Source organism: Paenalicyclobacillus macrosporangiidus, assembly GCF_900116805.1.
GTDB classification, from domain to species: domain Bacteria; phylum Bacillota; class Bacilli; order Alicyclobacillales; family Alicyclobacillaceae; genus Alicyclobacillus_H; species Alicyclobacillus_H macrosporangiidus.
This window is the reverse complement of sequence record NZ_FPBV01000003.1, coordinates 172884-197624: the sequence shown is the minus strand read 5'-3', so window position 1 is coordinate 197624 and position 24741 is coordinate 172884. Positions and strand designations below refer to the sequence as shown.

At 67.5% G+C, this 24741-nt stretch carries 22 protein-coding genes; 13 read left to right on the top strand and 9 right to left on the bottom strand.

Annotation, left to right across the window (positions count from 1 at the left end; all coding sequences use genetic code 11):
- Positions 1-146: 146 nt before the first annotated feature.
- From BM357_RS04540 to BM357_RS04525, 4 genes are read left to right on the top strand one after another with little or no spacing between them, the layout of a single operon-like run.
- Positions 147-380, top strand: a complete 234-nt coding sequence (locus BM357_RS04540; RefSeq protein ID WP_074950074.1) for a hypothetical protein — start codon at positions 147-149, stop codon at positions 378-380.
- A gap of 19 nt (positions 381-399) precedes the next feature.
- Entirely contained in the window at positions 400-1500 is a 1101-nt protein-coding gene (locus tag BM357_RS04535; protein ID WP_074950072.1) for a 2-hydroxyacid dehydrogenase, read from the top strand.
- Positions 1490-2542 carry a class II fructose-bisphosphate aldolase gene (locus BM357_RS04530; protein ID WP_074950070.1) on the top strand — a complete coding sequence of 351 codons (1053 nt, stop codon included), beginning with the start codon at positions 1490-1492 and terminating at the stop codon, positions 2540-2542. Before BM357_RS04535 ends, BM357_RS04530 begins: the two co-directional genes overlap by 11 nt.
- On the top strand, positions 2539-4068 hold the full coding sequence (locus BM357_RS04525) for an FGGY-family carbohydrate kinase (RefSeq protein WP_139234560.1): 1530 nt from the start codon (positions 2539-2541) through the stop codon (positions 4066-4068). The genes BM357_RS04530 and BM357_RS04525 overlap by 4 nt, the downstream gene beginning before the upstream one ends.
- Here the strand turns inward: BM357_RS04525 and BM357_RS04520 are convergent.
- The 5 genes from BM357_RS04520 to BM357_RS04500 form a co-directional block, all read right to left on the bottom strand.
- Complete coding sequence (locus BM357_RS04520) at positions 4056-4763, bottom strand: ABC transporter ATP-binding protein (RefSeq protein ID WP_074950068.1); 708 nt, start codon at positions 4761-4763, stop codon at positions 4056-4058. The genes BM357_RS04525 and BM357_RS04520 overlap by 13 nt on opposite strands.
- 19 nt (positions 4764-4782) lie before the next feature.
- Positions 4783-5559, bottom strand: a complete 777-nt coding sequence (locus BM357_RS04515) for an ABC transporter ATP-binding protein (RefSeq protein WP_074950065.1) — start codon at positions 5557-5559, stop codon at positions 4783-4785.
- Positions 5556-6917: a branched-chain amino acid ABC transporter permease gene (locus BM357_RS04510; RefSeq protein ID WP_074950063.1), complete on the bottom strand. Its 1362-nt coding sequence runs from the start codon at positions 6915-6917 to the stop codon at positions 5556-5558. Before BM357_RS04510 ends, BM357_RS04515 begins: the two co-directional genes overlap by 4 nt.
- Before the next feature lie 3 nt (positions 6918-6920).
- Entirely contained in the window at positions 6921-7886 is a 966-nt protein-coding gene (locus tag BM357_RS04505; RefSeq protein WP_074950061.1) for a branched-chain amino acid ABC transporter permease, read from the bottom strand.
- A gap of 118 nt (positions 7887-8004) precedes the next feature.
- Positions 8005-9204 carry a branched-chain amino acid ABC transporter substrate-binding protein gene (locus BM357_RS04500; RefSeq protein ID WP_074950123.1) on the bottom strand — a complete coding sequence of 400 codons (1200 nt, stop codon included), beginning with the start codon at positions 9202-9204 and terminating at the stop codon, positions 8005-8007.
- Between the two features lie 832 nt (positions 9205-10036).
- On the opposite strand from BM357_RS04500, the gene BM357_RS04495 reads away from it, so the two are divergent.
- From BM357_RS04495 to BM357_RS04485, 3 genes are all read left to right on the top strand, one after another.
- A complete protein-coding gene (locus tag BM357_RS04495; RefSeq protein WP_074950059.1) occupies positions 10037-12232 on the top strand; it encodes a dihydroxy-acid dehydratase domain-containing protein in 2196 nt (731 codons plus the stop codon).
- Between the two features lie 131 nt (positions 12233-12363).
- Positions 12364-13311: a U32 family peptidase gene (locus BM357_RS04490; protein WP_139234559.1), complete on the top strand. Its 948-nt coding sequence runs from the start codon at positions 12364-12366 to the stop codon at positions 13309-13311.
- A gap of 36 nt (positions 13312-13347) precedes the next feature.
- The gene (locus tag BM357_RS04485) at positions 13348-14328 is read left to right on the top strand and encodes an NAD(P)H-dependent flavin oxidoreductase (protein ID WP_074950057.1); all 981 of its coding nucleotides are present in this window, start codon (positions 13348-13350) and stop codon (positions 14326-14328) included.
- A gap of 66 nt (positions 14329-14394) precedes the next feature.
- Here the strand turns inward: BM357_RS04485 and BM357_RS04480 are convergent, their stop codons facing one another.
- Complete coding sequence (locus tag BM357_RS04480; protein WP_074950055.1) at positions 14395-14979, bottom strand: phosphatidylglycerophosphatase A family protein; 585 nt, start codon at positions 14977-14979, stop codon at positions 14395-14397.
- A gap of 283 nt (positions 14980-15262) precedes the next feature.
- On the opposite strand from BM357_RS04480, the gene BM357_RS04475 reads away from it, so the two are divergent.
- Positions 15263-15961 carry an ABC transporter ATP-binding protein gene (locus BM357_RS04475; protein ID WP_245783832.1) on the top strand — a complete coding sequence of 233 codons (699 nt, stop codon included), beginning with the start codon at positions 15263-15265 and terminating at the stop codon, positions 15959-15961.
- Positions 15958-16704, top strand: coding sequence for an ABC transporter permease (locus tag BM357_RS04470; protein ID WP_074950051.1), 747 nt, complete (start codon positions 15958-15960; stop codon positions 16702-16704). The genes BM357_RS04475 and BM357_RS04470 overlap by 4 nt, the downstream gene beginning before the upstream one ends.
- Before the next feature lie 57 nt (positions 16705-16761).
- Here BM357_RS04470 and BM357_RS04465 read toward each other — a convergent pair whose 3' ends face one another.
- The gene (locus BM357_RS04465) at positions 16762-17466 is read right to left on the bottom strand and encodes a tetratricopeptide repeat protein (RefSeq protein ID WP_083430176.1); all 705 of its coding nucleotides are present in this window, start codon (positions 17464-17466) and stop codon (positions 16762-16764) included.
- A 148-nt stretch (positions 17467-17614) separates the two neighbouring features.
- Between BM357_RS04465 and BM357_RS04460 the strand changes: the two genes are divergently transcribed.
- Together BM357_RS04460 and lplA are read left to right on the top strand one after the other, a co-directional pair.
- On the top strand, positions 17615-18388 hold the full coding sequence (locus tag BM357_RS04460) for a Cof-type HAD-IIB family hydrolase (RefSeq protein WP_074950049.1): 774 nt from the start codon (positions 17615-17617) through the stop codon (positions 18386-18388).
- A 6-nt stretch (positions 18389-18394) separates the two neighbouring features.
- Positions 18395-19387, top strand: coding sequence for a lipoate--protein ligase (gene lplA / locus BM357_RS04455; RefSeq protein WP_074950047.1), 993 nt, complete (start codon positions 18395-18397; stop codon positions 19385-19387).
- A 3-nt stretch (positions 19388-19390) separates the two neighbouring features.
- On the opposite strand, the gene BM357_RS04450 is transcribed toward lplA, so the two are convergent.
- Complete coding sequence (locus tag BM357_RS04450; RefSeq protein ID WP_074950045.1) at positions 19391-19594, bottom strand: helix-turn-helix transcriptional regulator; 204 nt, start codon at positions 19592-19594, stop codon at positions 19391-19393.
- Positions 19591-19971 (bottom strand): hypothetical protein, encoded by a 381-nt coding sequence (locus tag BM357_RS04445; RefSeq protein ID WP_074950044.1) that lies wholly within the window; start codon positions 19969-19971, stop codon positions 19591-19593. The genes BM357_RS04450 and BM357_RS04445 overlap by 4 nt, the downstream gene beginning before the upstream one ends.
- 121 nt (positions 19972-20092) lie before the next feature.
- Here BM357_RS04445 and BM357_RS04440 point away from each other — a divergent pair, with 121 nt between their 5' ends.
- Positions 20093-21379: a prolyl oligopeptidase family serine peptidase gene (locus tag BM357_RS04440; protein WP_074950043.1), complete on the top strand. Its 1287-nt coding sequence runs from the start codon at positions 20093-20095 to the stop codon at positions 21377-21379.
- 15 nt (positions 21380-21394) lie between these two features.
- Complete coding sequence (locus tag BM357_RS04435; protein WP_139234556.1) at positions 21395-24724, top strand: AfsR/SARP family transcriptional regulator; 3330 nt, start codon at positions 21395-21397, stop codon at positions 24722-24724.
- Positions 24725-24741: the final 17 nt, after the last annotated feature.

The following is a 24741-nucleotide window of genomic DNA, read 5'->3' as shown; positions in this document are numbered from 1 at the left end:
GGTGTTTTTCAAAAGTCAAGTGGTTTTCGGTGATTTCACGAATATGTCATATAATGTTCACAATCCAAGTTCATACAGCAACTGCATAGCGCCTGAATGAAAACGTCATTACCAGCACCTTTCTGCACCGGGCGGCCATCCCGATTGTGCTCGATTGCGATCGCGATGCCATCCAGGCGGCCCTGCGCTGCCTGTGGGGCGTGGCGCCCGCGCGGGCGCGAATCCTCCGCATTCCGAACACCCTTCAGTTGGAGTGGCTGTACGTGTCGGAGGCGGTGTGGGAAGAACTCGAGGGCAGGCCGGACATCGAGGCGGCGGGGCCGTTCACCGAGATGGCCTTCGACGCGGACGGGAACCTGTTGCCCTTCGAGGGCGCGTGAGGAGGAGGAGGACGAGACGATGAAAGTGATCTGCATCGGCGACGCGATGATTCCAGGGGCGGACTTCACGAAGGCGGCGGAGGCGCTCGGCCCTGCGGAGCGGGTGACCGCCGACTGGGAGACGGATTGGCCACGGCTGCAGCACCGGCGGCTGGTGGTGGAGCAGCAGGGGCCGGGCGTCGAGCCGGTGCCGGAGGCGTTTCGCGCGCATCCGGACGCCGAGATGGTGCTGGGGCTGTTCTGCCCGTTCTCGGCGGAGGGCATGGATGCGCTGCCGAACCTGCGCCTGATTGGCGTGGCGCGGGCGGGGACGGAGAATGTGGATCTCGCCGCCGCCACGGCGCGCGACATCGTGGTCCTGAACGTCCTTGGGCGCAACGCGGAAGCGGTGTCCGACTTCGCGGTGGGCCTGATGCTCGCCGAGGCGCGCAACATCGGCCGCGCGCACGCCGCCATCAAGAGCGGGCAGTGGCGCAAGCAGTTCCCGAACTCCGCTTTCGTGCCGGAGCTGCGCGGAAAGACCGTCGGCATCGTCGGGTTCGGCCACATCGGCCGCCTGGTGGCCAAGAAGCTGTCCGGGTTCGGCGTCAATCTCCTGGTGTTCGATCCGTGGGTGAATCCGGCAGACGTGGAGGCATTGGGCGCCCGCCCGGTCGACAAGGCGACTCTCTTCTCCGAGGCGGATTTCATCACCCTGCACGCGCGGCTCACGCCGGAGAGCCGGCACCTGGTGGGCAGGGAGGAGATTGCGCGCATGAAGCCGACCGCCATCCTCGTCAACACGGCCCGCTCCGGCCTCGTCGACACGGATGCCCTGGTGGAGGCCCTGCAGGAGGGGCGGATCGCGGGGGCCGCGCTCGACGTGTTCGACGTGGAGCCCATCCCGGAGGGGCACCCCCTGCTTGCGCTGGACAACGTCACGCTCACCTCGCACATCGCGGGGACGACCCGGGAGGCGTTGACCCGGTCGCCCGAGCTCCTGGTGAACGAGGTGGTGAACCTGCTGGAGGGCCGTAAGGCGGCGGTGAAAAATCCGGAGGTGCTGGAGCGGCCGAAGGTGCAGGCGTGGCTGCGCGAAGCCGCGGCGGCGCTGGGGCGGGGTGCGCGCGATGGCCAGTGACGGAAGGGATCCGGCAGGCACGGGCTTCGTCCGGGGCACCGGGTTGCAGACGGCGGGCGCTGCCCAGGCACCAGCGCGGTTCGCCCCTTTCGGCCCGATGCTGCGGCAGGCGGCGGCGCGCGGGTACGCGGTGGCGGCCTTCAACGTGTACGACCTGGCGACGTTCCGTGCGGCCGTCGCAGCCGCCCGGCGCCGCAAGGCACCGGTCATCCTGGCGCTCGGCGAGCGGTACTTCCACCTGATGCGGCCGCGCACGGCGGTCGCCCTGTTGCGGTCGCTGCTGGAGGAGGAAGGGGCTGCGGAAGAAGGCCTGGCCATCGGCCTCCACCTCGATCACGCCGCCTCCCCCGAGCACTGCCTCGAGGCCATCGAGGCCGGGTTCAGCAGCGTGATGATTGACGCGTCCCACCTGCCCTTCGAGGAGAACGTGCGCGTGACGAAGGTGGTCGTCGCAGCCGCCCACGCCCGTGGAGCGGGCGTGGAGGCGGAGCTCGGCGGAATTGCGGCGGGCGAGGCGAGCCACGAGTTTTCGAGCGGCACGGAGGCGTTGACCGACCCGGAGCAGGCGGCGGCGTTCGTCGCAGCCACCGGGGTGGACGCTCTGGCCGTCTCGGTGGGTACGGTGCACGGCCTGTACCGGGGCGAGCCGCACATCGATCTGCCGCGCCTGGCCGCCATCCGCGCGCGGGTGGACGTGCCGCTGGTGCTGCACGGCGGCTCGGGGACGCCGGCGGACTTGCTGAAGGCGGCCATCGCGCGCGGGGTCGCCAAGGTGAATGTGAACACCGAGATCTCGCTGGCGGCGGTGCGGCGCATCGCGGGCACGGTGGCGGAGCGGCCCAAGGCGCACCTGTCCGAGCTGACCGTGGTGGCGGAAGGCGCGGCGCAGGAGGTCATGGAGGCGTACATCGACCGCTTCCTGTGGCCGGGGCCGGACGCGGACAGCGGGGCGCCAGGCGATGGCGGGGCGGTGGGTCCGGAGACACTGCAGGCACGTGCCACCGAAGGCCCTGCCGTCGGCGGGCAGGCGGTGGAGCGGTGACCCGCCGGGGCTTTGTGCTGGTGCTCGACATCGGGACCACCGGAGCCCGGGCCATGCTGTTCGACGCGGCCGGGCAGGTGGGCGGGTTCGCCTACGAGGAGTACCAGAGCCTGCACCGGGCACCGAACGTGATCGATCACGATCCGGTCACATGGCTCGACGCCGTCGCACGGACGGTGCCTGCGGCGCTGGCCGCCGCCCGGGTGGACGGCGAGGACGTGGCGGCGGTGGTGGTGACCTCCCAGCGGGCGACGGTGATGCCGGTGGACGCGGCCGGTCAGCCGCTCGCCCCAGCCGTGCTGTGGCAGGACAAGCGCACGCGCCCCCAGTGCGAACGGTTGGCGGCCGTCATCGGGGAGGAGGAGGTGTACCGTCGGACGGGGCTGCGCATTGACCCGTACTTCTCGCTGCCGAAGCTGATGTGGTTCGCCGAGGCGCATCCGGACGTCTACCGCGCGGCGTACCGGTTCGTGACGGTGCACGACCTGGTCGTCCATCACCTGACCGGGGTGTTCGCGACGGAGTACACCCAGGCCTCGCGGACGATGCTGTTGGACGTGGCCCGCCTGGCCTGGGACGAGGATCTCGCGCGGGCGGCGGGGCTGCCGGGCGTGCCGCTGCCGGAGGATGTGCGGCCCACCGGGTCCGTGGCAGGCGCGCTCACCGAGGCCGCCGCGGCACAGCTCGGGCTTCGTCCCGGAACCCCGGTGGTCATGGCCGGGGGCGATCAGCAGTGCGCGGCGGTCGGCCTGGGCGTGGTCGCGCCGGGGCTGGTGAAGGTGACGACGGGGACCGGATCGTTCGTGGTCGCTCCCGTCGCGCAGCCGGTGTTCGATCCCGCGCGGCGCGTGCTCCTCAGCGCCTCCGCTCTGCCGGGGCAGTGGATCCTGGAGGCGGGCATCTTCACGACGGGGGCAGTCCTGCGCTGGTTTCGCGATCAACTGGGCCACGCCGAGGTGGAGGCGGCCCAGGCGGCGGGGGCGGACGCGTACGACCTGCTCACCGCCGAAGCGGCCGAGGCGGAACCGGGGGCAGGGGGCCTGGTCTGGCTGCCGCACTTCGCGGGCAGCGCGGCACCCCACTGGGACCCGGAGGCGCGGGGGGTGGTCTACGGGCTGACCCTCGCCCACACCCGCAAGGACCTGGCGCGCGCCGTGCTCGAGGGCATCGCGATGGAGATCGGGATGAACCTGGCGGTGATGCGGACGCTCGTCGGCGGACGGTTGGCGGAGGTACGCGTCAGCGGGGGTATGGTCCGAAGCGAGCTGTTCAATCAGATTCAGGCGGACGTCTACGGGTGTGCGGTGGTGCCGGGCCGGCTGGAGCAAGCGACGGCGCTGGGCGCTGCGGCGCTCGCCTGGACGGCGGTCGGGGTCTACCCGGACGCGGCCGAGGCGGCGAGGCGCATGGGTGGATTGGACGAGCCGCGCCGGCGCCAGCCGGACGCCGGGCGGCACGCCTTCTACAGGGATCGAATGCGGCTGCACGCAGCGGTGTACCGCGCGTTGGCGGCCTACGCGAGGTAGGCCGCCTTGACTTCTTCGTTCTCGAGGAGCGTACGCGCGGCGTCGGCCATCCGGATCTCCCCGTTTTGGATCACGTAGCCGCGATGCGCGAGCTGCAGGGCCTGAAAGGCGTTCTGCTCCACCAGGAGCAGGGTGGTCCCGCGCTGGTTGAGATCCTTCAGGATGTCGAAGATCTGTTCCACCACGACCGGAGCGAGCCCCATGGACGGCTCGTCCAAGAGGAGCAGCGACGGTTCGCTCATCAGCGCGCGGCCGATGGCGAGCATCTGCTGCTCGCCGCCGCTGAGGGTGCCGGCCTTCTGGTTCAGCCGCTCCTTGAGCCGCGGAAAACAGGCGAACACCTGCTCCAGGCGCCGCTTGACGAGAGATTTGTCGCGAACGGAAAAGGCGCCGATGTCGAGGTTCTCTTTGACAGTCAGCCGCGAGAAGATCCGCCGACCTTCGGGCACGTGGCCGATGCCGAGCGACACCACTTCGTGCGTCGGCTGGTTGGTGATGTCGCGCCCCTGAAAGGTCACGCGCCCTTCGCGGACCTTGACCTGGGCGCAGACGGCCCGCAGTGTGGTCGTCTTGCCTGCGCCGTTTGCGCCGATGAGGGTAACGATCTCCCCTTGCTCCACCGTCAGGGAGACTCCTTTGAGGGCATGCACGCCGCCGTAGTACACATGCACGTTCTCCAGGACCAAAAAGCTCACGGTGCACTCCCTCCTTCTCTCAGGCGCCGGAAACGGCGCCGCGGCCGAGGTACGCCTCGATGACGCGGGGGTTATTCCGGATCTCCTCTGGCGGGCCTTCCGCGATGGCCCGGCCGTAGTCGAGCACCAGGATGTGCTCGGAGATGTTCATGACCAATTTCATGTCGTGCTCGATGAGCACCACCGTCAGGCCGAAATCCTCCCGCAGCCGGTGAATCATCTCGGTCAGCTCGCGGGTCTCGCGCGGGCTCATGCCAGCCGCCGGCTCATCGAGCAGCAGGAGCTTCGGATGGGTCGCCAGCGCCCGGGCGATCTCCAGACGGCGCTGGGTCCCGTAGGGCAAGTTCTTCGCGATCTCGTTCGCGTACGGCGCGAGTCCCATGTATTCGAGCAGCCAGTACGCCTCGCCGATGGCCCGCCGCTCCTCCTGGCGGATCTGCCGGCGGCCGAGCAGGATGCCGGGGATGCGCGCCGACAGCCGCCCGTGCATGGCGACGAGCACGTTGTCGAGGACCGGGAGATCGGCGAACAGGCGGATGTTCTGGAACGTGCGCGCGATCCCGAGCATCGCCACCTGGTCGGGGCGGAGGCCGACAAGAGGCTTGCCCTCCAGCCGGATGTCGCCCCGGTCGGGTTGATAGACCCCGGTGATGAGGTTGAAGAAGGTCGTCTTGCCCGCGCCGTTGGGGCCGATCACGGCCGTCACCGACCCCTTTCGCACCTGGAAGTTGACGTCGTCGAGGGCGACGAGGCCCCCGAATTGCTTGTGCACACCGCTGACCTCGAGCACGTTCACAGGGATGCCCCCTCCTTTGCCCCTTCTTGTCCTGCGGCGTGGCCGGAGGTGTAGCCGGGTACTGCCGGATGGGCACCGTCTCGCCGGGCGCCGCCGGCGGTCTCTCGCCACTCGGCCGCCAGACGCGACAGAACCGCGTCGTCGTAGCGCCGGGTCTTGGCGGGGATCATGCCCTGCGGCCGGAACACGGCGAACAGGATCAGGATGATGCCGAAGATCAGACGCTGCATCTTGGACGGCGAGAGGGCGGACGGGAAATTGATTACGCCGGCCGTCGTCAGGGTGTTCAGCCAGTTGGTCAGCTCCGGCATCAGCTGGATGTTCAGGAGGGTGACGAGGCACGCCCCCACGACGACACCGGGCAGACTGCCCATACCGCCGAGGATGACCATCACGAGGATGGTGATTGATTCGAGCATGGTGAAGCTGGTCGGGTCGATGAACGCCTGCTTCGCGGCGAACACGACGCCCATCAGGCCGGAGAAGCTGGCGCCGACGGCGAAGGCGACCAGTTTTGTGCGTACCAGGGGAACGCCCATCGCCTGCGCGGCGATTTCATCTTCACGTACCGCCTTCCAGGCGCGCCCGACGCGGGAGTGCTCGAGCCGCTGGACGGCGTACAGGACGATGGCCAACAGCACCAGCACCAGGTAGTAAAACTGGTGCGGGAAGGACAGCGAGATGCCGAAGAAGCGGGGTGCCTGCACCGACGAGATCCCGATGGCGCCGTTGGTAATGTTGACCGGCTTGTCGAGGTTGTTGAAGATGATGCGGATGATCTCGCCGAAGCCGAGTGTCACGATGGCCAGGTAGTCCCCTTTGACCCGGAGCACCGGCAGGCCGAGCAGCACGCCGAACAGGGCGGCCACAAACAGGCCGACGGGCAGGCACAGCCAGAACAGGTCGCCGGAGAGCGGGAAGTGATGGCCGGCGATGAAGTGGTTGGCCTGGTCGGAGAAGAAGATGGCGTACGTGTACGCCCCGAGGGCGAAAAAGGCGATGAACCCGAGGTCGAGCAGCCCGGCGAAGCCGACGACGACGTTGAGACCCAGTGCCATCGCGACGAAGATGCCCATCTGCGTGGCGACTTCCATGAACGATTCGTAGGACGATCCATTGGATGCGCACACGGGCAACAGGACGGCGACGACCACGCCGGCCCAAACCCATTTCACCATGCGCGGGAGATCGCTGTAGTACAGCAGCAACAGGGATACGAGCAGCAGCAGGAACCACAGGATGGACAGGCCACCGAAGGCGAGTCCTGCGGCCGAGAGGGCCGTGTACGCCGCCAACAGCATCGCCTGCGTGCGCGGTTGGCGCAGGCGTGCGCGAAGTCGAGGCATCCGGTCCTTCATCTCTCACACCTTCTCCTTTACGGCCTGGCCAAACAGACCTTCCGGTTTGAACAACAGCACGGCGATGAGGATGATGAAGGCGAACACGTCCTTGTACTCCGCACCCAGCACCCCGCCGGTCAGGGGGCCCAACTCGGCCGATGCGAACATCTCCAGGATGCCGAGCACGAACCCGCCGAACATCGCCCCGCGGATGTTGCCGATGCCGCCGAGCACCGCCGCGGTGAACGCCTTGAGGCCGAGGATGAAGCCGATGTACGGATCGATGGTGCCGTACTGCTGCGCGAACAGGACGCCGGTCGCCCCCCCGAGGGCGGAGCCCATGAAGAACGTCAGGGCAATCACGCGGTTGACGTTGATGGACATCAGCGCCGCAGTATCCTTGTCCTGGGCGACCGCCCGCATCGCCGTGCCCCACTTGGTCTTGCGCACGAACAGATCGAGGCCGGCCATCATCACCACGGCTGCCCCGAGCACGAACAGGGCGTTGGACTTGACGGTGATGGACCCGAAGTTCACCTCCGAGCCGTAGAGGGTAACGCCGGTGACGATGTAGTTCCCGGTGCGCCACTCGGCGATGAAGCGGACAACATCCTGCAGCACGAACGATACGCCGATGGCGGAGATGAGCGGGATCAGCCGCGGGGCATGGCGGAGCGGGCGGTAGGCGACGCGTTCGATGCCCATGCCGAGCAGCCCCGTCAGGGCCATCGCCACCAGCAGCGTCAACAGCAGGACCAGCAGTTTCGGCAGATGCGCGAGCCAGCCGGCCCCGTTCAACACCAGCAGGATGGCGGTACCGATGAAGGCGCCGCTCATGAAGATCTCGCCGTGCGCGAAGTTGATCAGTTCCAAGATGCCATACACCATGGTGTAGCCGATGGCGACGGTGGCGTACACCGCGCCCAGGGTGACCCCGTCCACCAGGACCTGCGGCAAGCTCTGCAAGGTTTGCGCTATCACCCGCATCCCTCCAGGTTCGATTCGATTTGGGACCGCCGGCCGCGGATGAGGGGCCGGGAGACGAGCCCGCGGCCCTTCTCACCCGGGCGGTTTTGGCATCCGATTGGACAGGGTGGCTCCGGGATTACGACTGTTTCGACATCGCGGCGACCTGGGTGCCCGGGTACTTGGTGCCTTCGAACTTGTACACGTACACGTTCGCGTACTTGTTGTCGCCCTTGTCGTCGAAGCCGACCTTGGTCACGATGCCCTGGAAGTCCTGGATGGAACGGACGGCGTCGCGCACCTGTTCGCGGGTCGGTTTCTTGCCGCCGTTCGCCTGGATGGCATTCTCGATGCCCTTGAGGAGGACCTGGGCGGAGTCGTAGCCGTAGGCGGAGTACGACTCGACGGGCTTGCCGAACTTCTGCTGGTAGCGGTCCGCCCACTGCTTGCCGGCGTCGGTTTTGGTGACGTCCGCGGCGACCGAGGTGTAGTAGGTGTTGGTGATGGCCGAGCCGGCAATCTGGACCATGGTCGAGGAGTCGAGGCCGTCACCGCCCATGATGGGGATGTTCAGCCCCTTGGCGCGGGCCTGCTGGACAATCAGGCCGCCCTCGGCGTACAGGCCGCCGAAATAGATGAGGTCGGGCTTGGCGGCTTTGGCGTTGTTGAGCACGCCGTTGAAGTCCTTCTCGCCGACGGTGATGCCCTCGTACCCGACAATCTGCGCGCCCAGTTTCTGCGCGGCATCCTTGAAGGCGTCCGCCAGGCCCTGGCCGTACGCGGTCTTGTCCTGGATGACGAAGATCTTCTTGGCTCCGAGCTGCTGCACGGCGTACTGAGCGCCGGCCGGACCCTGGAAATCGTCGCGGGCGCAGATGCGGTTGACCGTCTTCAAGCCGCGGTCGGTCACCTCGGTGGCGGTGTTGGCCGGAGAGACCATCGGGATGGCGTATTTCTCGTACACTTCCGAGGACGGGATGGCGACGCCGGAGTTCAGGTGGCCGACCACGCCCAGGATGTCCGCATCGGACGCAATCATCTGGGCGTTGGCGACGCCTTTTTTCGGATCGCCCTGGTCGTCGTACGGTACCAACTGCAGCGTGAAACCGAGCTTCTTAAACTCATCCTGCTTGTCCTCGACGGCCAGTTGGGCGCCGAGCTTGATGGCTTCGCCGAGCGTCGCGTTGGACCCGGACAGCGGCGATTGCGTGGCGATCTTGATGACGTTGCCGCCGCCACCTCCGCCTCCGCCGTTGGCGTTGTTTCCCGCGCCACCGCCGCCCGCCCCGCAGGCGGAGACCAGGAGCGCGGCCGAGGCCACGGCAAGCCAAGAGCGCATCCCATTTCGTTTCACATCACGACCTCCCTTTTCAGTGCCGCCCGGATGGATTCTCTGGGCATCCCCGTCGGACATGCGGGGGCCGTCTGCTCCGAGCGGGTTTTCGTCATGATTCGACACCTCGTCGGCGGCGCTGTCCGCACCGCACGCAAGCCATCGACTTCGAGCCCGGCGCCGATGACCCGGGCAGCGACGACCCAGGTATCGATAGTCCGATGGACAACTACAATTTAGAGAATTCATACTTCATTTTGCCGAAGACTGGCCACCCTCACCCCCGTTCCATAGCCCCAGCACGGGCCGGTCAGACAAGCTGACCCCTTTTTCGTTTGGCGGAAGTTATCGAAACAGTTGAAAATGAGGTACGCTATGCGACAAATTATACCTATCAAACAGTGGAAGTCAAGTTTCATTTCATACATATCCCGGATATTTCGTTGATCCCAAAGAAATGGTGACAGAAGTATGTGAGGTATAGATGATATCTTGATGGACAGTTCGCGAAAAGCGTCCTTTCTTCGTTTATAATGTTATATTTATTAACATATTACATGCGCGTGGGATCATGCCGGGCACTGCGGTGATGGCATGATTTTTGCATTATTTGCATGAATGGGCGCTTGCAGATGTTCGTGTGAAAGCGCGGATCCAGGGTGCCCGCCATCCACCGGCGAGTGTCCGGGACGCCGAGGGGTGGATCGACGGGGGCGTTTCAATTTGCACCGCGTGCAACAGGGGGATGGCACGCCTCCGCAGTTGAGCCTTGGGCTTCCGGTCCGGACCGGCGCCCCCGGGCCCGGTTACGAGTACATCAGACAAGGAAGTGACCTTCGTGTCCGAGCAATTGCGGATCGATAGCCCCGTCAATCCGTATCAGTGGAATGTGCAGGGGAAGGCCAACGAGCCCATCACGGTGGCGGGGCTCTTGGACAAGGCGCGGCAGATCTTGGGCGCCGAAGTGGCGCATCTGCCGGTGACGTGGACGTTGGACGAGATCTTCAGCCGGCTGGAGCACAACGCGCCGCGTATCGCCATCATCGGCGGGTCGTGGGATCACCCGGCCCACGTGATGGACCTGTGGACGGTGTTGCGGGCGGCGATGTCGCTCTGGCAGCACGGGGCGGTGCCGTTTTACTGCGCGACGCCGGTGTTGTGCGACGGGACGGCGCAGAACACGATGGGGATGAGCTATTCGCTGCAGAGCCGCAACGCCATCGCCCAGATGGTGGTCAACCACCTGGAGGCGCAGAGCTACCACGGCGCGTTCGTGGTGCAGAGCTGCGACAAGCAGCCGCTGGCGGTGGTCTGCGCGCTGGCCCACCTGGACGTGCTGCGGCGGCTGCGCGGTGAGGCGCCGGTGTGGGCCACGTTCGCCCCGGTGCACGTGCTTCGCGGGGGGACCATTCCGGAGAAACTGCGGACGGAACTGGAGCAGGTGGCTCAGCGCGCGGAGCAGATGGGACATGAGGACATCGCGATGGACCTGCGCGACGCGATGTCGTACATCCTCCAGTGCTCGTCCAACACAGCGTTCCAGGGCGTGTTCGTGCGGGCGGTGGCCAAGGGGGTCATCACGCACGAGCAGCACAAGCGGTACGAGCAGGTGTTGGCGGTGAACACGTGCGATCCCAAGGGCGGCATCTGCGCCTTCCACGGGACGGGCAACAGCTCCCGCGACATGACGGCGGGGCTGGGGCTGGCGCACCCGGAGGTGGAGTTGCTGACGGTGCCGCCGACGTACGAGCAGGTGGACAAGGTGGTCCGGGATTACATCGGCCTCTTGAATAAGCCGGAGTTCAGCGTGTCGGAGCTGGTGAAGAAGAACATCCGCAACGCCATCCGGTTCCACAGTGCGGCCGGGGGATCGACCAACCTCATGATGCACCTGGTGGCGGCGATGGTGTACGCCGGCGTGCCGTACAGCGTGTACGACATCGAACGGACGTTGCAGGAACACCCGGTGCCGGACCTGTTCGATTACAGCCTGACGCAGGGGCGGGACATCTTCCAACTGGCCTTGCAGTGCTCGGCGGGGTACTCGCGCGGCATGGAGACGTTGATGCACGAACTGGTGCGAAACGGCGTCCCGATGGATCTCGATGCGCCGACGGTGACGGGGACGACGTGGCGGGAGCGGCTGGCCGACAAGAAGGGCCTGGCGGCAGACAACGTGAAGGACAATCCCATCATTCTGTCCAATCCGCGCCGGCCCTTCAGCGGCGTGGACGTGCTGCGCAGCAACTTCTTCGAGTCGGCGGTGGTCAAAATCAGCGGCATGCCGACGGAGCAGTTGGACGAGTTCGACGAGAAGCTCGCGGTGGTCGTCTACTACGAGAACGAGGAGGAGGCGAACCACAACCTGCTCGACGTGAACCTGACGGACCGCTGGCGAGAGGCGCGCCTGGTGGACGACGCGGTGCTGCGCCAGATCTACCGGCTCAACGGCGGGCCGGGGGAGCCGGACGGGGACTACGACGCGCTGTTTGACCGGATGATTGCCGAGCGGCTGCTGAAGGTGGCCGTCATCGTCGGCGGACAGGGGCCGGAGGCGTTCGGTATGCCAGAGATGTTCACGCCGATGCAGCACATCAACGCGAACCGGCAACTGCAGAAGCTTACGGTGCTGCTCAGCGACGGGCGGTACTCGGGGGTTACGTACGGGGCGGCCATCGGCCACGTGACGCCGGAGGCGCTGCACGGCGGCGGCATCTTGTACTTGCGCGATGGCGACGTGGTCCAGCTCGGCTTTCGTCGCAAGCGCATCGACCTGCTCGATCCCGCCGCTCTGCGGACGGGCCGCGTTGCCCCGGCCGGGGACGGGTGGCGAGCGGATCGTGAGGACCTGGCGGCGGCGCGCAAGCGCCGTCTGGTGCACCGGCAGCACCAGGTGGCGGCTTCCAATCGTCTGTCGCACTGCACGGACGCGGCGCACGGGGTGGTGCCCCAGGCGGTCTGGGATGAGGCGGTCTGGTACGCGGAGCAGGTCGGCGAGGCAGGGCAGCCGGAGGCGGCCGTCTCGAAGGCGTGAGGGGAGCAGCGGGGCGGCTCGGGCTGGAGCATCGGACAGGTCCGGTGACAGGTCCGGGCCGCGGGCGTGATCGACACGACGATTCCGAGTGGGAACGATTGCACGATACGAAGGCGTCGAGGAGGAGGAGCATGGCGATGTACGATGAGACAAGGGCGGCGTTGAAGCGGTTGGGATTGCCGGATCGGGACGGGGTGGACCTGGGCCCGAGCCCGAAACGATTCGCGGACGGGGCGCAGGTGCGGGTGGAGATCCCGAGCTGCGAAGGCCCCAAGGTGTTGCGGGCGGTGCTGGAGGAGGCGGAGCGGCTCGATGTGCGGATCCACCGGGTGTCGCAGGGCAGCGGCGTGCTCCTGATGACCGACGAGGAGATCCGTGAGATGGCGAAGCTCGGCGCGGAGGCGGGCATTGAGGTGAGCCTCTTCATCGGGCCGCGCGCGGGGTGGCACCTGAGCCCGCTGGCGAAATCGGAGTCGGGGGGCATCGTCAGGAGCCGGACGCTCGGTGCGGAACAGATTGTGCAGTCGGTGGAGGAGGTCAAGCGGGCGTACGCGCTCGGCATCCGCAGTGTGCTGGTGGCGGACGACGGCCTGCTGTGGGTGCTGGGCGAGATGCGCCGCCGGGGCGATCTCCCGGCCGACATGAAGTACAAGGTGTCGGTGATGATTGGCGTGGCGAACCCGGCGACGGCGATGCTCCTGGAGCGGTACGGGGCGGACACCATCAACGTGGGCACCGATCTCAACCTGGCCCAGTTGGCGGCGGTGCGGGCGGCGACGACGGTGCCGCTGGACATCTACGTCGAGGTGCCGGACGACGTGGGCGGGTTTGTGCGTTACTACGAGATCCCGGACCTGATTCCGCTGACGAGCCCGGTGTACATCAAGTTCGGATTGCGGAACGCGCCGAACATCTACCCGTCGGGCGGGCATCTGGAGGACCTGGCGGTGAAGCTGGGCCGTGAGCGGGTGCGCCGGGCGCGCATCGGGCAGGAATTGATAGAGCGGTACTGCCCGGGCGTGGTGATGAGCAAGCCGGGCGAGCGCTGCGAGGACCTCGCGGTGCCGGTGGTGCGGTGAGAAAGATCGCTCTGCACGTAGATGGAGGTGTGCGGGATGCCGTGGGAGACGGCGTTCACCCAGTGTCTGGGGGTCAGCTTGCCCGTCGCGCTTGCTCCGATGGCGGGGGTGGCCGGCGGTGAGTTGGCGGCGGCTGTGTCGGAGGCGGGCGGATTCGGCATCGTGGCGGGCGGCTACGCCAAGGAGGAGCAGTTTCTCCCGGAGATTGAGAAGGTCAAGCGAAAGACGGACCGGCCGTGGGGGATCGGGTTTTTGACCTGGGCTCTGGAACAAAACCCCAAGGCCCTGGATGCCGCGTTGGAACACCGGCCGGCGGCGGTGTTTCTGTCCTGCGGCGATCCGAGCCCGTGGGCGGATCCCGTTCACGCGGCCGGCGCGCGGCTCATCTGCCAGGTGACCAGCGTGCGCGAGGCAGCGCGGGCACGGGACGCGGGGGCGGACGTGTTGGTCGCGCAAGGGCAGGAGGCGGGCGGCCACGGCGACAGCGTACGCGGGACCTTCAGTCTGGTGCCGGCGGTGGTGGATATCGCGCCGTCGATCCCGGTGCTTGCCGCCGGCGCCGTCGCGGACGGAAGAGGCCTGGTGGCGGCGCTGGCGCTCGGGGCCGCCGGGGTGCTGGTCGGCACCCGGTTCTACGCGGCGGCCGAGGCGATTGGCCACCCGGCCGCGAAGGCGCGCCTCGTCACGTCTGGCGGAGACGACACGGTGCGCACCCGGGTGTTCGACATCGTGCGTGACACCGGTTGGCCCGAGCGCTACCCGGGGCGGGCGCTGCGCAACCGCCTCTATGACGAGTGGAACGGGCGCGAGGATGAATTGCGCACCAAGTTGGATGAGGTTCGTCCCGCGTACCAGGCGGCCGTGGCGGCAGGAGACTTCGATGTCGCCGTGGTGTGGGCGGGCGAGGGCATCGATTTGATTCACGGCGTGGAGCCCGCGGGCGAGATCGTCCGGCGCATGGTGGCGGATGCCGAGAAGTGTCTCGACCGCATCCATGCCCTCCGGCCGTCTCCGTGACGGCATCCGAAGACCGAGGCCGGTCCGTCCGGCGGGTGCGCATCCCTCGCGCTCCGGCCGCGACCGTCACTCGGGCTGCCCGTCCGTGTCGGCGGCCGCCGTCTGCGTGACAGGGTCCTCGTATGCCGCCTCGTCCCCGGCGTCTCCGCTCTCCTCAATCGCCCGGTGATGGTGCGCGATGCGGCTCGCGGCCGCGGCGGCGACGGCGGCGACGAGATCGTCCAGGAAGGTGTGGACCTCGCCGCCGGACTTGTCGTTCAGCCGGCGGAGGATGCCGTGCTTGACCTTGTCGATGTAGCCGTAATTCGTGTAGCCGATGCTGCCATAGATGTTGAGGATGGACAGCGCCAGGATCTCGTCGATCCCGTACAGGCTCTCGTCCGTCTCAATCACTTGCTGCAGCGGCCAGGACAGGGCGCCACGTTCCGCCAGTTTGTCCAGTTCAATGCCCGTCAGGATGGCGTGCTGCACCTCGCGCTTTTCCAGCACCTTTTGCACGTGCGGCACGCACATCTCGGGCGTCAGCCCGGGGACGTAGTCGCGCTGCAGAAAGTACACAATCTCGGCGATATGCTGGATGTGCACGCCGCGCTCCTCCAGGGCCTTGAGCGCCGCCTGGTGCAACTGCTGACTGCGAATGGAAGACGGCATGTGTTTTCCCCCTTTGACCTCACAGGCGTCCGTCGTCGCGCAGCGCCCGGAAGGGGCGCCCGGCAGGCAGGCGGTCTCCATACAATATTGCCACAAGTTTCGCGAGTGTTCCGTGCGGGAAATCCATCCAGGGTTTGCTCGCCATCCGGTGGCCGAACGATGCTAGAATCCATAGACCATTGAGGGGGCGATCACGCTGGACACACCCCATCCGGATTCCCCGTTTGCCCTGCGCTTTGTCGACGTGACCACGCGGGTGCGTGCGGACGGGCGGGACAAAACCGTGTTGAAAGACGTGCGAGGCGCTGTGCGGGCCGCGACCATCGTCACCGTCGTCGGCCCTTCCGGCGCGGGCAAGAGCACCCTGCTCGCCCTGTGCAACCTGATGCAGACTCCGGATGCGGGCGAGGTTTGGGTGTGGGAGCGGGAGGTGCGCCAGTGGCCCCTGCGCGCGCTCCGCCGGCGGGTCGGGCTGGTGATGCAGCAGCCGGTGATGCTCCCGGGCACCGTGTACGATAACCTCGCCGCCGCGGCGCGGCTGCACGGCGAGCCGGAACCGGACGGGCGGGCGTTGCTCGACCTCGTGGGACTGCCCTGGGATCTGCTGCCGCGTCCAGCGGCCGAGCTGTCCGGCGGGCAGAAGCAGCGAATCGCCCTCGCCCGCACGCTGGCCAATCGGCCGGACATCCTGTTGCTCGACGAGGCCACGTCCGCCCTGGACCGGGCGTCGGCTGCCGTGGTGGAGGCGCTCGTCGTCCGCCTGGTCCGCGAGCGGGGCATGACGGTGCTGTGGGTCACACACGATCTCGCCCAGGCGCGCCGAATCAGCGACGAGATGTGGCTGGTGGTGGACGGACGCGTGGTGGAACAGGGTCCGACCGCCGCGTTTTTTGACGGTCCCCAGACCGAGTGGGGGCGCCGGTTCCTGCTCGGCCAGGCGGATCTGGGACAGACGGGTACGGAAGGGGATGCGGGCCGATGAGCCTGTGGGCGCTGGCGATGACCCTGGCGTTTGTCGCCGCCGCGATGGCGTTGTCCATCTGGCAGCGGCTGGGGCTGGAGAAGGACATGGTCGTCGCGGCCGTTCGGGCGACCGTGCAGCTGCTGGCCATCGGGTATGTGCTGAAATTCGTCTTCCATGTCGATCACGCGGCCCTCACGGCAGCCATGGTCCTGCTGATGTCGGTGGTGGCCGCGGACAACGCCAGCCGCCGCGGCCAGGGGTTGGCCGGGCGCTTTTGGCGCGTGTGGGTGGCCGTGATGGCCACCGAGATCGCCACTCAGGGGTTTCTCCTCGCCGCCCGCGTCATCCCGCCGGAGCCTGCGTACGTCATCCCCATCAGCGGCATGATTATCGGCAACGCCATGGTCGCCTCGGCGCTGTTCCTCAATCGCCTGCGCGGGGAGGCGCAGGCGCGCCGGGACGAGATGACGGTGCTGCTCTCCCTCGGCGCGACGCCGCGGCAGGCGTCGCGGGCCGTGGTCAAAGCGGCCGTCAAGGCGAGCATGATTCCGACCATCGACAGCACGAAGACCATGGGCCTGGTGCAACTGCCCGGGATGATGACGGGGCAGATCATCGCCGGGGCCGACCCGATTAAGGCGGTGCGGTACCAACTCCTGATTGTGTTCGCCCTCATCGCCTCGGCCGCCATCACGACGATGGTCCTCGGCGCCCTGACGTACGGCCGGCTGTTCAACCAGCACCAGCAGCCGGTGGTGTGACGCGCGAACATCTGGGGGTGCAATCTGCTACGTGGACCGGCGCACACCCGCCGGGCGTCAGCGTTTTGGCGCGAGCGCGCGCCCGAGGGTGGCCAGCCGGGCCAGCACGAACCAACGGCGTTCCTGCCGGCGGCGAAACGCAGGCAGGGCGCGGTATGTGTGCAGGCACTGGTGCAGCGCCTGCCGGGCCTGCGCATGGTCCCCGAGCCGCCGGTACAAGGCAGCCAAGCGATACCACGCCTCGCAGGAGGACTGGTTGTACTGTTGCGCCAGGCGCAGATCGGCCAGGGCCTGCTCGGGATGGTCTGGGGCGTGCAGGCCGGCGAGCCGCAGGTACGGTTCGCCGTAGAACAGGTTCGGCTGCTGGTGCACCGCCTGGCGGATGAGCCCTTCGCCGGCCTGCGGATCGCCCAGGCCAATCCGGCAGAGGCCTTCCTCGTACAGGACATCGGGGGACTTCCGAAGGGAGTCCGGGAGATGCTGCAGGAGATGAAGTGCCGGTCCGTAGCGGCGTTGGTCCAAGTGGATGCGGGCGAGTTGGTGGCGCGCGTCGGCGTCGTGGGGATTGAGCTCCAGCTGGCGCCGCAGCTCGCTGGCCTGACGCCAGCGGGAGAAGGGCCGCCCGAGGTTCGGCAGGAGGCCTATGTAGCGCCGGTCAATCAGGTAGTACACGGCGATGAGCACCAGGATGGCCACCAGCGGATTCCCCAGGATCACCGTGAGCCACCGCCACAGGAAAAAACCCACCGCAAGCTTGAACACACCCTCGCCCCCTTCCAGGAAGCTGCCACAATTTTCTCCATCATATCACGAGACAACCCCTCCGGTCCCCGGGCATTGGGACCTGCACCATTGGCCAGGGCGATGGCCGAACCGGTATACTGGGAACGGGGCGCAGGGAGGGGAGACGATGGCTGATTGGCGGTTGATTGCACTGGACATGGACGGCACCAGCCTCGATCTGGGCCTTGACATCTCGCCGGAGAACCGGCGGGCCATCCGGCATGCCATCGCGGCCGGGGTGCAGGTCACCTTCGCCACGGGCCGGCGTTACGGCGGCCTGGTTCAGGAGCTCGCCCGGGAACTGGGCATGACGGCACCGGTGGTGACGGTCAATGGTGGCGAGGTCTGGACGCCCGACGGCGAGTTGGTGATGCGCCGCGCGCACCGGCCCGAGGATATCCGGCGGCTGTACCAACTGGCGGTGTCGTGCGGCGCCCACTACTGGGCGACCACACCGGAGGGCATCCTGAGCGACGATCCGTTGCCCGATGACCTGGACGACAGGATTTGGTTGAAGTTTGGCTTTTACACCGAGGACGAAGCCGCCCTGGCCAGCCTGTGGCGAACGCTGGCGCAGGCGGATCGGTTTGAACTGTCCAATTCCAACCCGTTCAACATCGAGGTCAACCCGAAGGGCGTGACGAAAGCCGCGGGATTGGCGGCGGTGTGTGAGCGCCTCGCCATCCGGCCGGATCAGGTGGTGGCGGTGGGCGACAGCCTTAACGACCTCCCGATGATCCGGTGGGCGGGCCTCGGCGTTGCCATGGGCAACGCCCAGCCCGCGGTCAAGGCGGAGGCCGACTGGATTGCGGAAGCCTGCGAGGTGCACGGGGTGGCCCGCGTCATTGAACGCATCTTGGCGGACCGAAGCGCCGGGCAGGATGGGCACCCGGGGAGGTGAGACGGGATGCGCTACATCGACAACCAAGACGTGATGGACGGGACGCTCAATCTCGCCCTGGAGGAGTACGCGCTGACCGCGCTCGACCGCGAGCAGACGTATCTCTTGTTCTATTCCATGCACCCGACGGTGATTGTCGGGAAGAACCAGAACACGCTGGAGGAGATCAACGCCGAGTACGTGCGAGCGCACGGCGTCGTGGTGACGCGCCGCCTGTCCGGGGGCGGCGCCGTGTACAACGACGAGGGGGATCTGAGCTTCAGTTTCATCACCAAGCACGACGCGAACAGCTTCCACAACTACCGCAAGTTCACGGAGCCCGTCATCCGCGCCCTGCGCGATCTCGGCGTCCCCGCGGAACTGTCGGGTCGCAACGACATCCTGGTGGAGGGCAAGAAGGTTTCCGGCAACGCCCAGTTCGCCACGCGAGGGCGGATGTTCAGCCACGGCACGCTGCTGTTCGACGTCAACCTGGACAACGTGGAAAAGGCCCTGCGGGTGCACCCCGAGAAGATGGAATCGAAAGGGGTCAAGTCGGTGCGCAGCCGGGTCACCAACATCCGGCCGTACCTCCGGCGGGACATGGATATCCGCGAGTTCAAGCAGGTCCTGCTCGAGCGGATCTTTGACGGGCTGCCGGAGATTCCGACGTACCGGTTGACCGAGGCGGACTGGCAGGCGGTCCGGGATCTGGCCGAACGGCGCTACCGGAACTGGGACTGGGTGTACGGCCAGTCGCCCCCATTCAACGTGCGGCGCACGCGGTACATCCCGGGGGTAGGGCTCTTGGACGTGCGCCTGTATGTGGAGCGGGGGCGCATTGAACAGTGCCGGGTGTACGGCGACTTCTTCGGGGAACGGGACGTCAGCGAGATCGAACAGCGGCTGTTGGGGCGCCGGTACGACCCGGACGACCTGGCGGCGGCCTTGGCAGACGTGGACCTGCGGGCGTATTTTGGGGCATTGGACCGGGCTGAGTGGCTGCGGTTGTTGTATTGAAGGTCAGAAATGGCCGTCGTCGGGTTCAAAGATGTCTTCGATTCGCAAACCGAACACCTTTGCAATGCGGAACGCCAATGGCAGGCTGGGGTCGTACTTGCCGGACTCCAACGCGTGCACGGTCTGCCGGGAAACCCCGAGCGCCTCGGCCAGCGCCTGTTGAGACCACGACCGTTCCTGGCGCAATTCACGAATCCGGTTTTTCATCGGTATTTGCGGCTCGCCACCCCTGCCCCGATTCCCCACAGGGCGCACATGAGCAATGGCACATACAGAACCGGGATGTGAGGAAGCCCAGCCTGTTCGAGAAAACCGTACGTCAACGTGAGGACGACCGTCACGAGGAAGGAAAAGGTGACGGCTTGCAGGTGGATCGATCTTTGCAATTCGTCCAGCCCGCTGACGAATTGGATCGCGGCCCAGACCACAACACACAGGGGTAAGACCGGCAACACGGCGATCGGCAGGCGCCAACCTCCATGTGGGTAAGTCTGCAACAACCAAATGGACAGCAACAGAGAAACGATGTAGACGGCCATGGACACGCTCACCTGAATCACGTAACGCTTGGCCGAGCCCTTCATGGTCCACGCCCTCCCGACGGAATGTAAAGTTTACTTTACAATGAGGATATGGCTCCGCGACGAGTTTGTCAAGGATCCTTTACAAAATGGGCGCATACCTTCACCGGAGGGGACACAGCCGATGGCGGAAACCATCCGACTTCAAGACGTTCCAGACCTGACCACACGGGGCCTCGGGGTGCATCCCGACGCGGAACCGTTGGTGTATGATAACCCGCGCCTCGACGGACCCGTCCCCGGGAGCGTCTGGACGGGCGAGGTGGCGGGTGCCCGCGCGCTACTGCGCCTGCCCGCGCCGGAGCGGTGGAACGGCAAGGTGATGATCGGCGCGACGCCCGCGGTGCGCGGTGAGCGCTCGCTCGACCTGTTGCTCGGGGACATCGCGATCCAGCGCGGCTACGCCTTCGCCGCCTGTGACAAGGCCACGCCCGGGCTGGTGTTGCGGGCTCCCGCGCGATCGATGGCGGAATGGGTGCCCGTCCACCGGGCGCTGACCGAGTTCGCAGTGGACGTGGCGTCCCGTCACTACGGCCGGGCGCCGGGGCGCGTGTACATCTCGGGCGTCAGCAACGGCGGGTACGTGACGCGGCGGATGCTGGAGGCGCACCCGGATTTGTACGACGGGGGCGTCGAGTGGGAAGGCGTGTACTGGCACCCGGAGGCGCGCCACCTGATGACGGCTCTCCCGGTGTGGGTGGCGGATTACCCGGTGTACCAGAACTGGCGCGGCGACCGCACACCGGCGGAGCGGGCGAAGGCGCGCGAGCGGATGCTCGAGGCGGGGCTGCACCCCGGGTCGGAACCGTACTGGCATCAGTACTTTCTCGCCTATTGGGTGGTGTCGCTGTGGCTGTACGGCCGCAATCTCGATCCCGGCTGGGCCCCCTTCGCCGCCGAGTGGTCGAACGACTGGCTGCGCGATCCGTCGCCTATCGCGGACTACCCGTGGCGGGCGCGGATGGATATCCTGGCGCGGCGCGTGGCGGGGATCGCCAACACCGGGCGAATCGGCAAGCCCCTTCTGTCGGTGGCGGGCAACTGGGACTGCCTGATCCCGTTTCGCCACCACGCGGCGGCCTACCGCGACCTGGTACGGGCGCAGGGCTGCGGGCACCTGCACCGGCTGTACGAGGTGGAGGCGGGCAACCACGTGGACGGGATGCTGCGTGGGGATCGCGGTGTCCAGCAGCCGGTGCAGCCGTATTACGAAGCGGCACTGTATCATTTGGAACGATGGGTGGAGGAGGGCATCGCCCCGCCGGAATCCGGTCTGTACCGGCGCCCGGAGGCCTTCTGGAGTGGGCCGCTGTACACGGAGGCACAATTCCGGGAAGTCTCGGCGCAGATCCCGGCGGACCCAGCGATGAGGCACGGTGAGGCAGGATCGGGCGGGCGGACGCGGACGTGAAACGGGGGAAGGGCGATGGACAGGGAGCATCCGGACGCGCGGCGCCGTGGGATGGAAGCACCTGAGGAGAGAACACCGGAGCCGCCACAGGGACGGGAGACGGCGCCGTCCCATGGGCGGGGGATGGAGCCACCCCGCGGGCGAGGGGTGGAGCTGCCGCGGCCACGCGTGATGACAATGTTGTCGGAGATTCCGGACCTGCCGGTGACCGTGGTGAAGGCGGGGGCCGGGTACGGCAAGACCACGGCGGTCGGCGCCTACGTGCGCCAGAGCGGGCTGCGAGTGCAGTGGTTGACGGTCCGTGAAGGAGATCGGTACGGCGTGCGCTTCGTCGGACGGGTCCTGGATGCCACGCTGCCGGATGAGGTGCCGGTGGCCGAGGCGGAGCGCGTGCGGCACGCGGCGGAGTCGCCCTTGTTATGGACCGCCTCCGCCCGCTGGGCGGCGGAGTTGGCTGCCGCGTACGTGCACGATGACACGCTCCTGGTGTTCGACGACTTCCATCTGCTGGACGAAGAGGCGGCGCTGCTGCAGTGGTTCGACGCGTGGCTCCGCGACCTGCCGCCGCATGTGCACGTGGTGCTGCTCACGCGGACGCGCCCGACCCTGCCCTGGGTCGATGCCCTGACCTTGCGCGGGGACGTGCTGTGGGTACGGGAGAAGGAACTGGCCTTCACGGCGGACGAGGTCGGCTTTCTGTTCCACGGCGTCGTGGCGGACGACCCGGGCCTGCCGGCTTTGGAGCGCAGCCAGGTGGATTGGCTGCTCAGGCGTACGGGCGGGATGGCGTTGGTACTGGCGATGCTGCTACGGGATTGGCGGCAGCACCGGTCCTTCGAGCGGTTGCAGGCGGCCCTGGCGGATCGAACCCCCATCCCCGCCCAGGTGCTCCGCCTGTTCACGGGGCCGCTGACGGCGGAGCAGCGGGCGTTTCTGCAGCGGGCGAGCGTGTTTTCCCCCATCGATCCGGATCTGTGCGACGCCGCCCTCGGCCGCCGGGACAGCGCCCGCCTGTTGGCGGGGTTGGAGCGGCGCGGCCACATCGCCATCGCCGAGGGCGGGCAGGGGTATGAGCTGCACCCGCTGGTGCGCGAAACCCTGACGGCTGGCCTCGATCCGGAAGAGCGGCGGGGATTGGTCGAACGCGCCATCCGCTGGTACTCGGATCGGGGTGAGTTAGACCGGGCACTGCGGTATGTATTCGCCCTGGAGGACGAAGCACGGATTGCCGATCTGCTCCTGCCGCACATTCCGGGGCACCTGGAGCGGGGCAGGGTGTCGACGGTGCAGGATTGGCTGGACCGGCTGTCGGATGCGACCATCTCGGCATCGCCGGGCCTCCTGTGGGCGCGGGCGGAGGTGGCGCGGCACGCCAACCGCTACCAGGAGGCGCAGGCGTCCTTCGCGGCGGCCCGGTCGCTCGCCGCGGCTCGCGGGGACCGGAAGGCCCTGGCGCAGGTGGAGACGGGGCTGGCGCGGCTGTACCTGGACACCATCCAGCCGGCCCGGGCCGCGCTGCACATCCGGGAGGCGCGGGCGCACGTGGACCGGGAGGACGTCCAGGGGCGCATCGCGATCGCCCAGTTGGCGTTCGAGAACAGCATCAACCAGGGGCGGCTGCGCCGAGCGGAACGCCTGCTGGCCGCGCTGCGGCAGCTGGAGGGGGCGTCCCCGCCGGACAACAACAGCGATGCGCGGCTTCTGTTGCGCACGGGCCGTCTGCAGGAGACGGTGGCTGTGCTGCGGCCGCGGGCCGACGGGGATCCGGCGGACGGCCGCAGCGCCCTGTCCCACCGGGAGGCGACGCTGCTGCTGGCGTTGGTCCACGCGATGCTCGGCGAGGCGGACAAGGCGCGCGAGCAAGCCGAGCGGGCGCACCGCGTGGGCCACACGCTGCAATCCCCGTTCGTGAGCGCGGTCGGGTTCATCCGCCTCGGTCACGCCTTCCACCTGCAGGAACCGCGGTCTGACGCGGCCTTGCACGCCTACCAGGAGGCAGTGGCGCGGATGGATGAGATGCAGGTGCCCCGCGGCAAGTCCGAGGCCCTGTTGGGGCTCTGTCTGTCGCACGGCTACCGAGGCCAGTTCGCGCTCGCGCGCATGTACGCCCAGGAGAGCATCGAGATCGCTTCGGCGGCAGGGGACCTGTGGATGGCCAGCCTGGTCCGGGTGGGGTTCGGCCAGTCGGCGGTGATGGCCGGCCAGTTCGCACAGGCGGTGGAGGCCCTGCGCCGGTGCCGCGACGATTTCGGTCTCTGTGGAGATCCGTTTCTCCGGCTGGTGAGCCAGATCTGGCTGGCGCTGGCCCTCTATCGCGCGGGCGACCGGGCATGGGGCATGGCGTTGGCATCCGCCCTGTGGGACACCGGGCGGCTGGGGGCGTGGTTCCTGTGGGAGCGCCCGACTTTCTTCGGGCTGCGCGACGTGGCTGCGGTGGTCCCGATGCTGCAGGTGTTCCGGCAGCGCGAGATCGATCCCGATGGCGATTCCGACACGAGGCACGGCACAGGGCGATGGGTGCGCGCGGCGGTGCGCATCTTGGAGCGCACGGGCTGCCTGGACGTGGAGCACCACCCGGGCTACACCTTGCGGGTGCGCACGTTGGGCGGTTTTTCCGTGTGGCGCGGATTCTCGGAAATCCCACACAAAGAGTGGCAGCGCGACAAGGCCCGCAAGCTGTTCCAGCTCCTTCTGACAAACCGGGGGACGCTGCTGCACCGGGAGGAGATCTGCGAACGGCTGTGGCCAGAGGCGGACCCAGAGACGGCAGAGCGTGACTTCAAGGTGGCGTTGCATGCGTTGTCCAACGTGATCGATCCCGGAAGGCCTGGCCGGGGGCCTTCCGTCTTCCTCGTGCGGCGGGGCGCCCTGTATGGCCTGACGGAGGCGGCCTGGCTGGAGGTGGACCGGGACGTCTTCCTCGCATGCCTGCGGGAGGCGGCGGGCGAGCCGGACGAGGTGCGCCGGCGGGAGGTGTTGGCGCGGGCCCTGGCGGTGTGGCAAGGAGAGTACCTGCCCGAGGTACGGTACGAGCCGTGGTGCGACAGCGAGCGGGATCGGTTGCGGATGCTGTTCGTCGACGCGTGTGTAACCTTCGCGCGCCTGTGCTGCGGACAGCAGCGGTTTGCGGAGGCCATCGCGGCCTGCGAGCGGGCGACGGCGGTGGAGCCCGCCTGGGAGGAGGCATACGTGTGGTGGATGCAGGCCGCCGCGGGGCTGTTCAACCGCCCGCTGGTGATGCAGGTGTACCGGACGTGCGAACGGGTCCTGCGGCAGGAGCTGGGGGTGGCGCCGATGGCCTCGACCCGGGCCGTGTACGAGGCCTTGGTATGCCGGTGGGGATAGGACCATCCGGTTGTGCC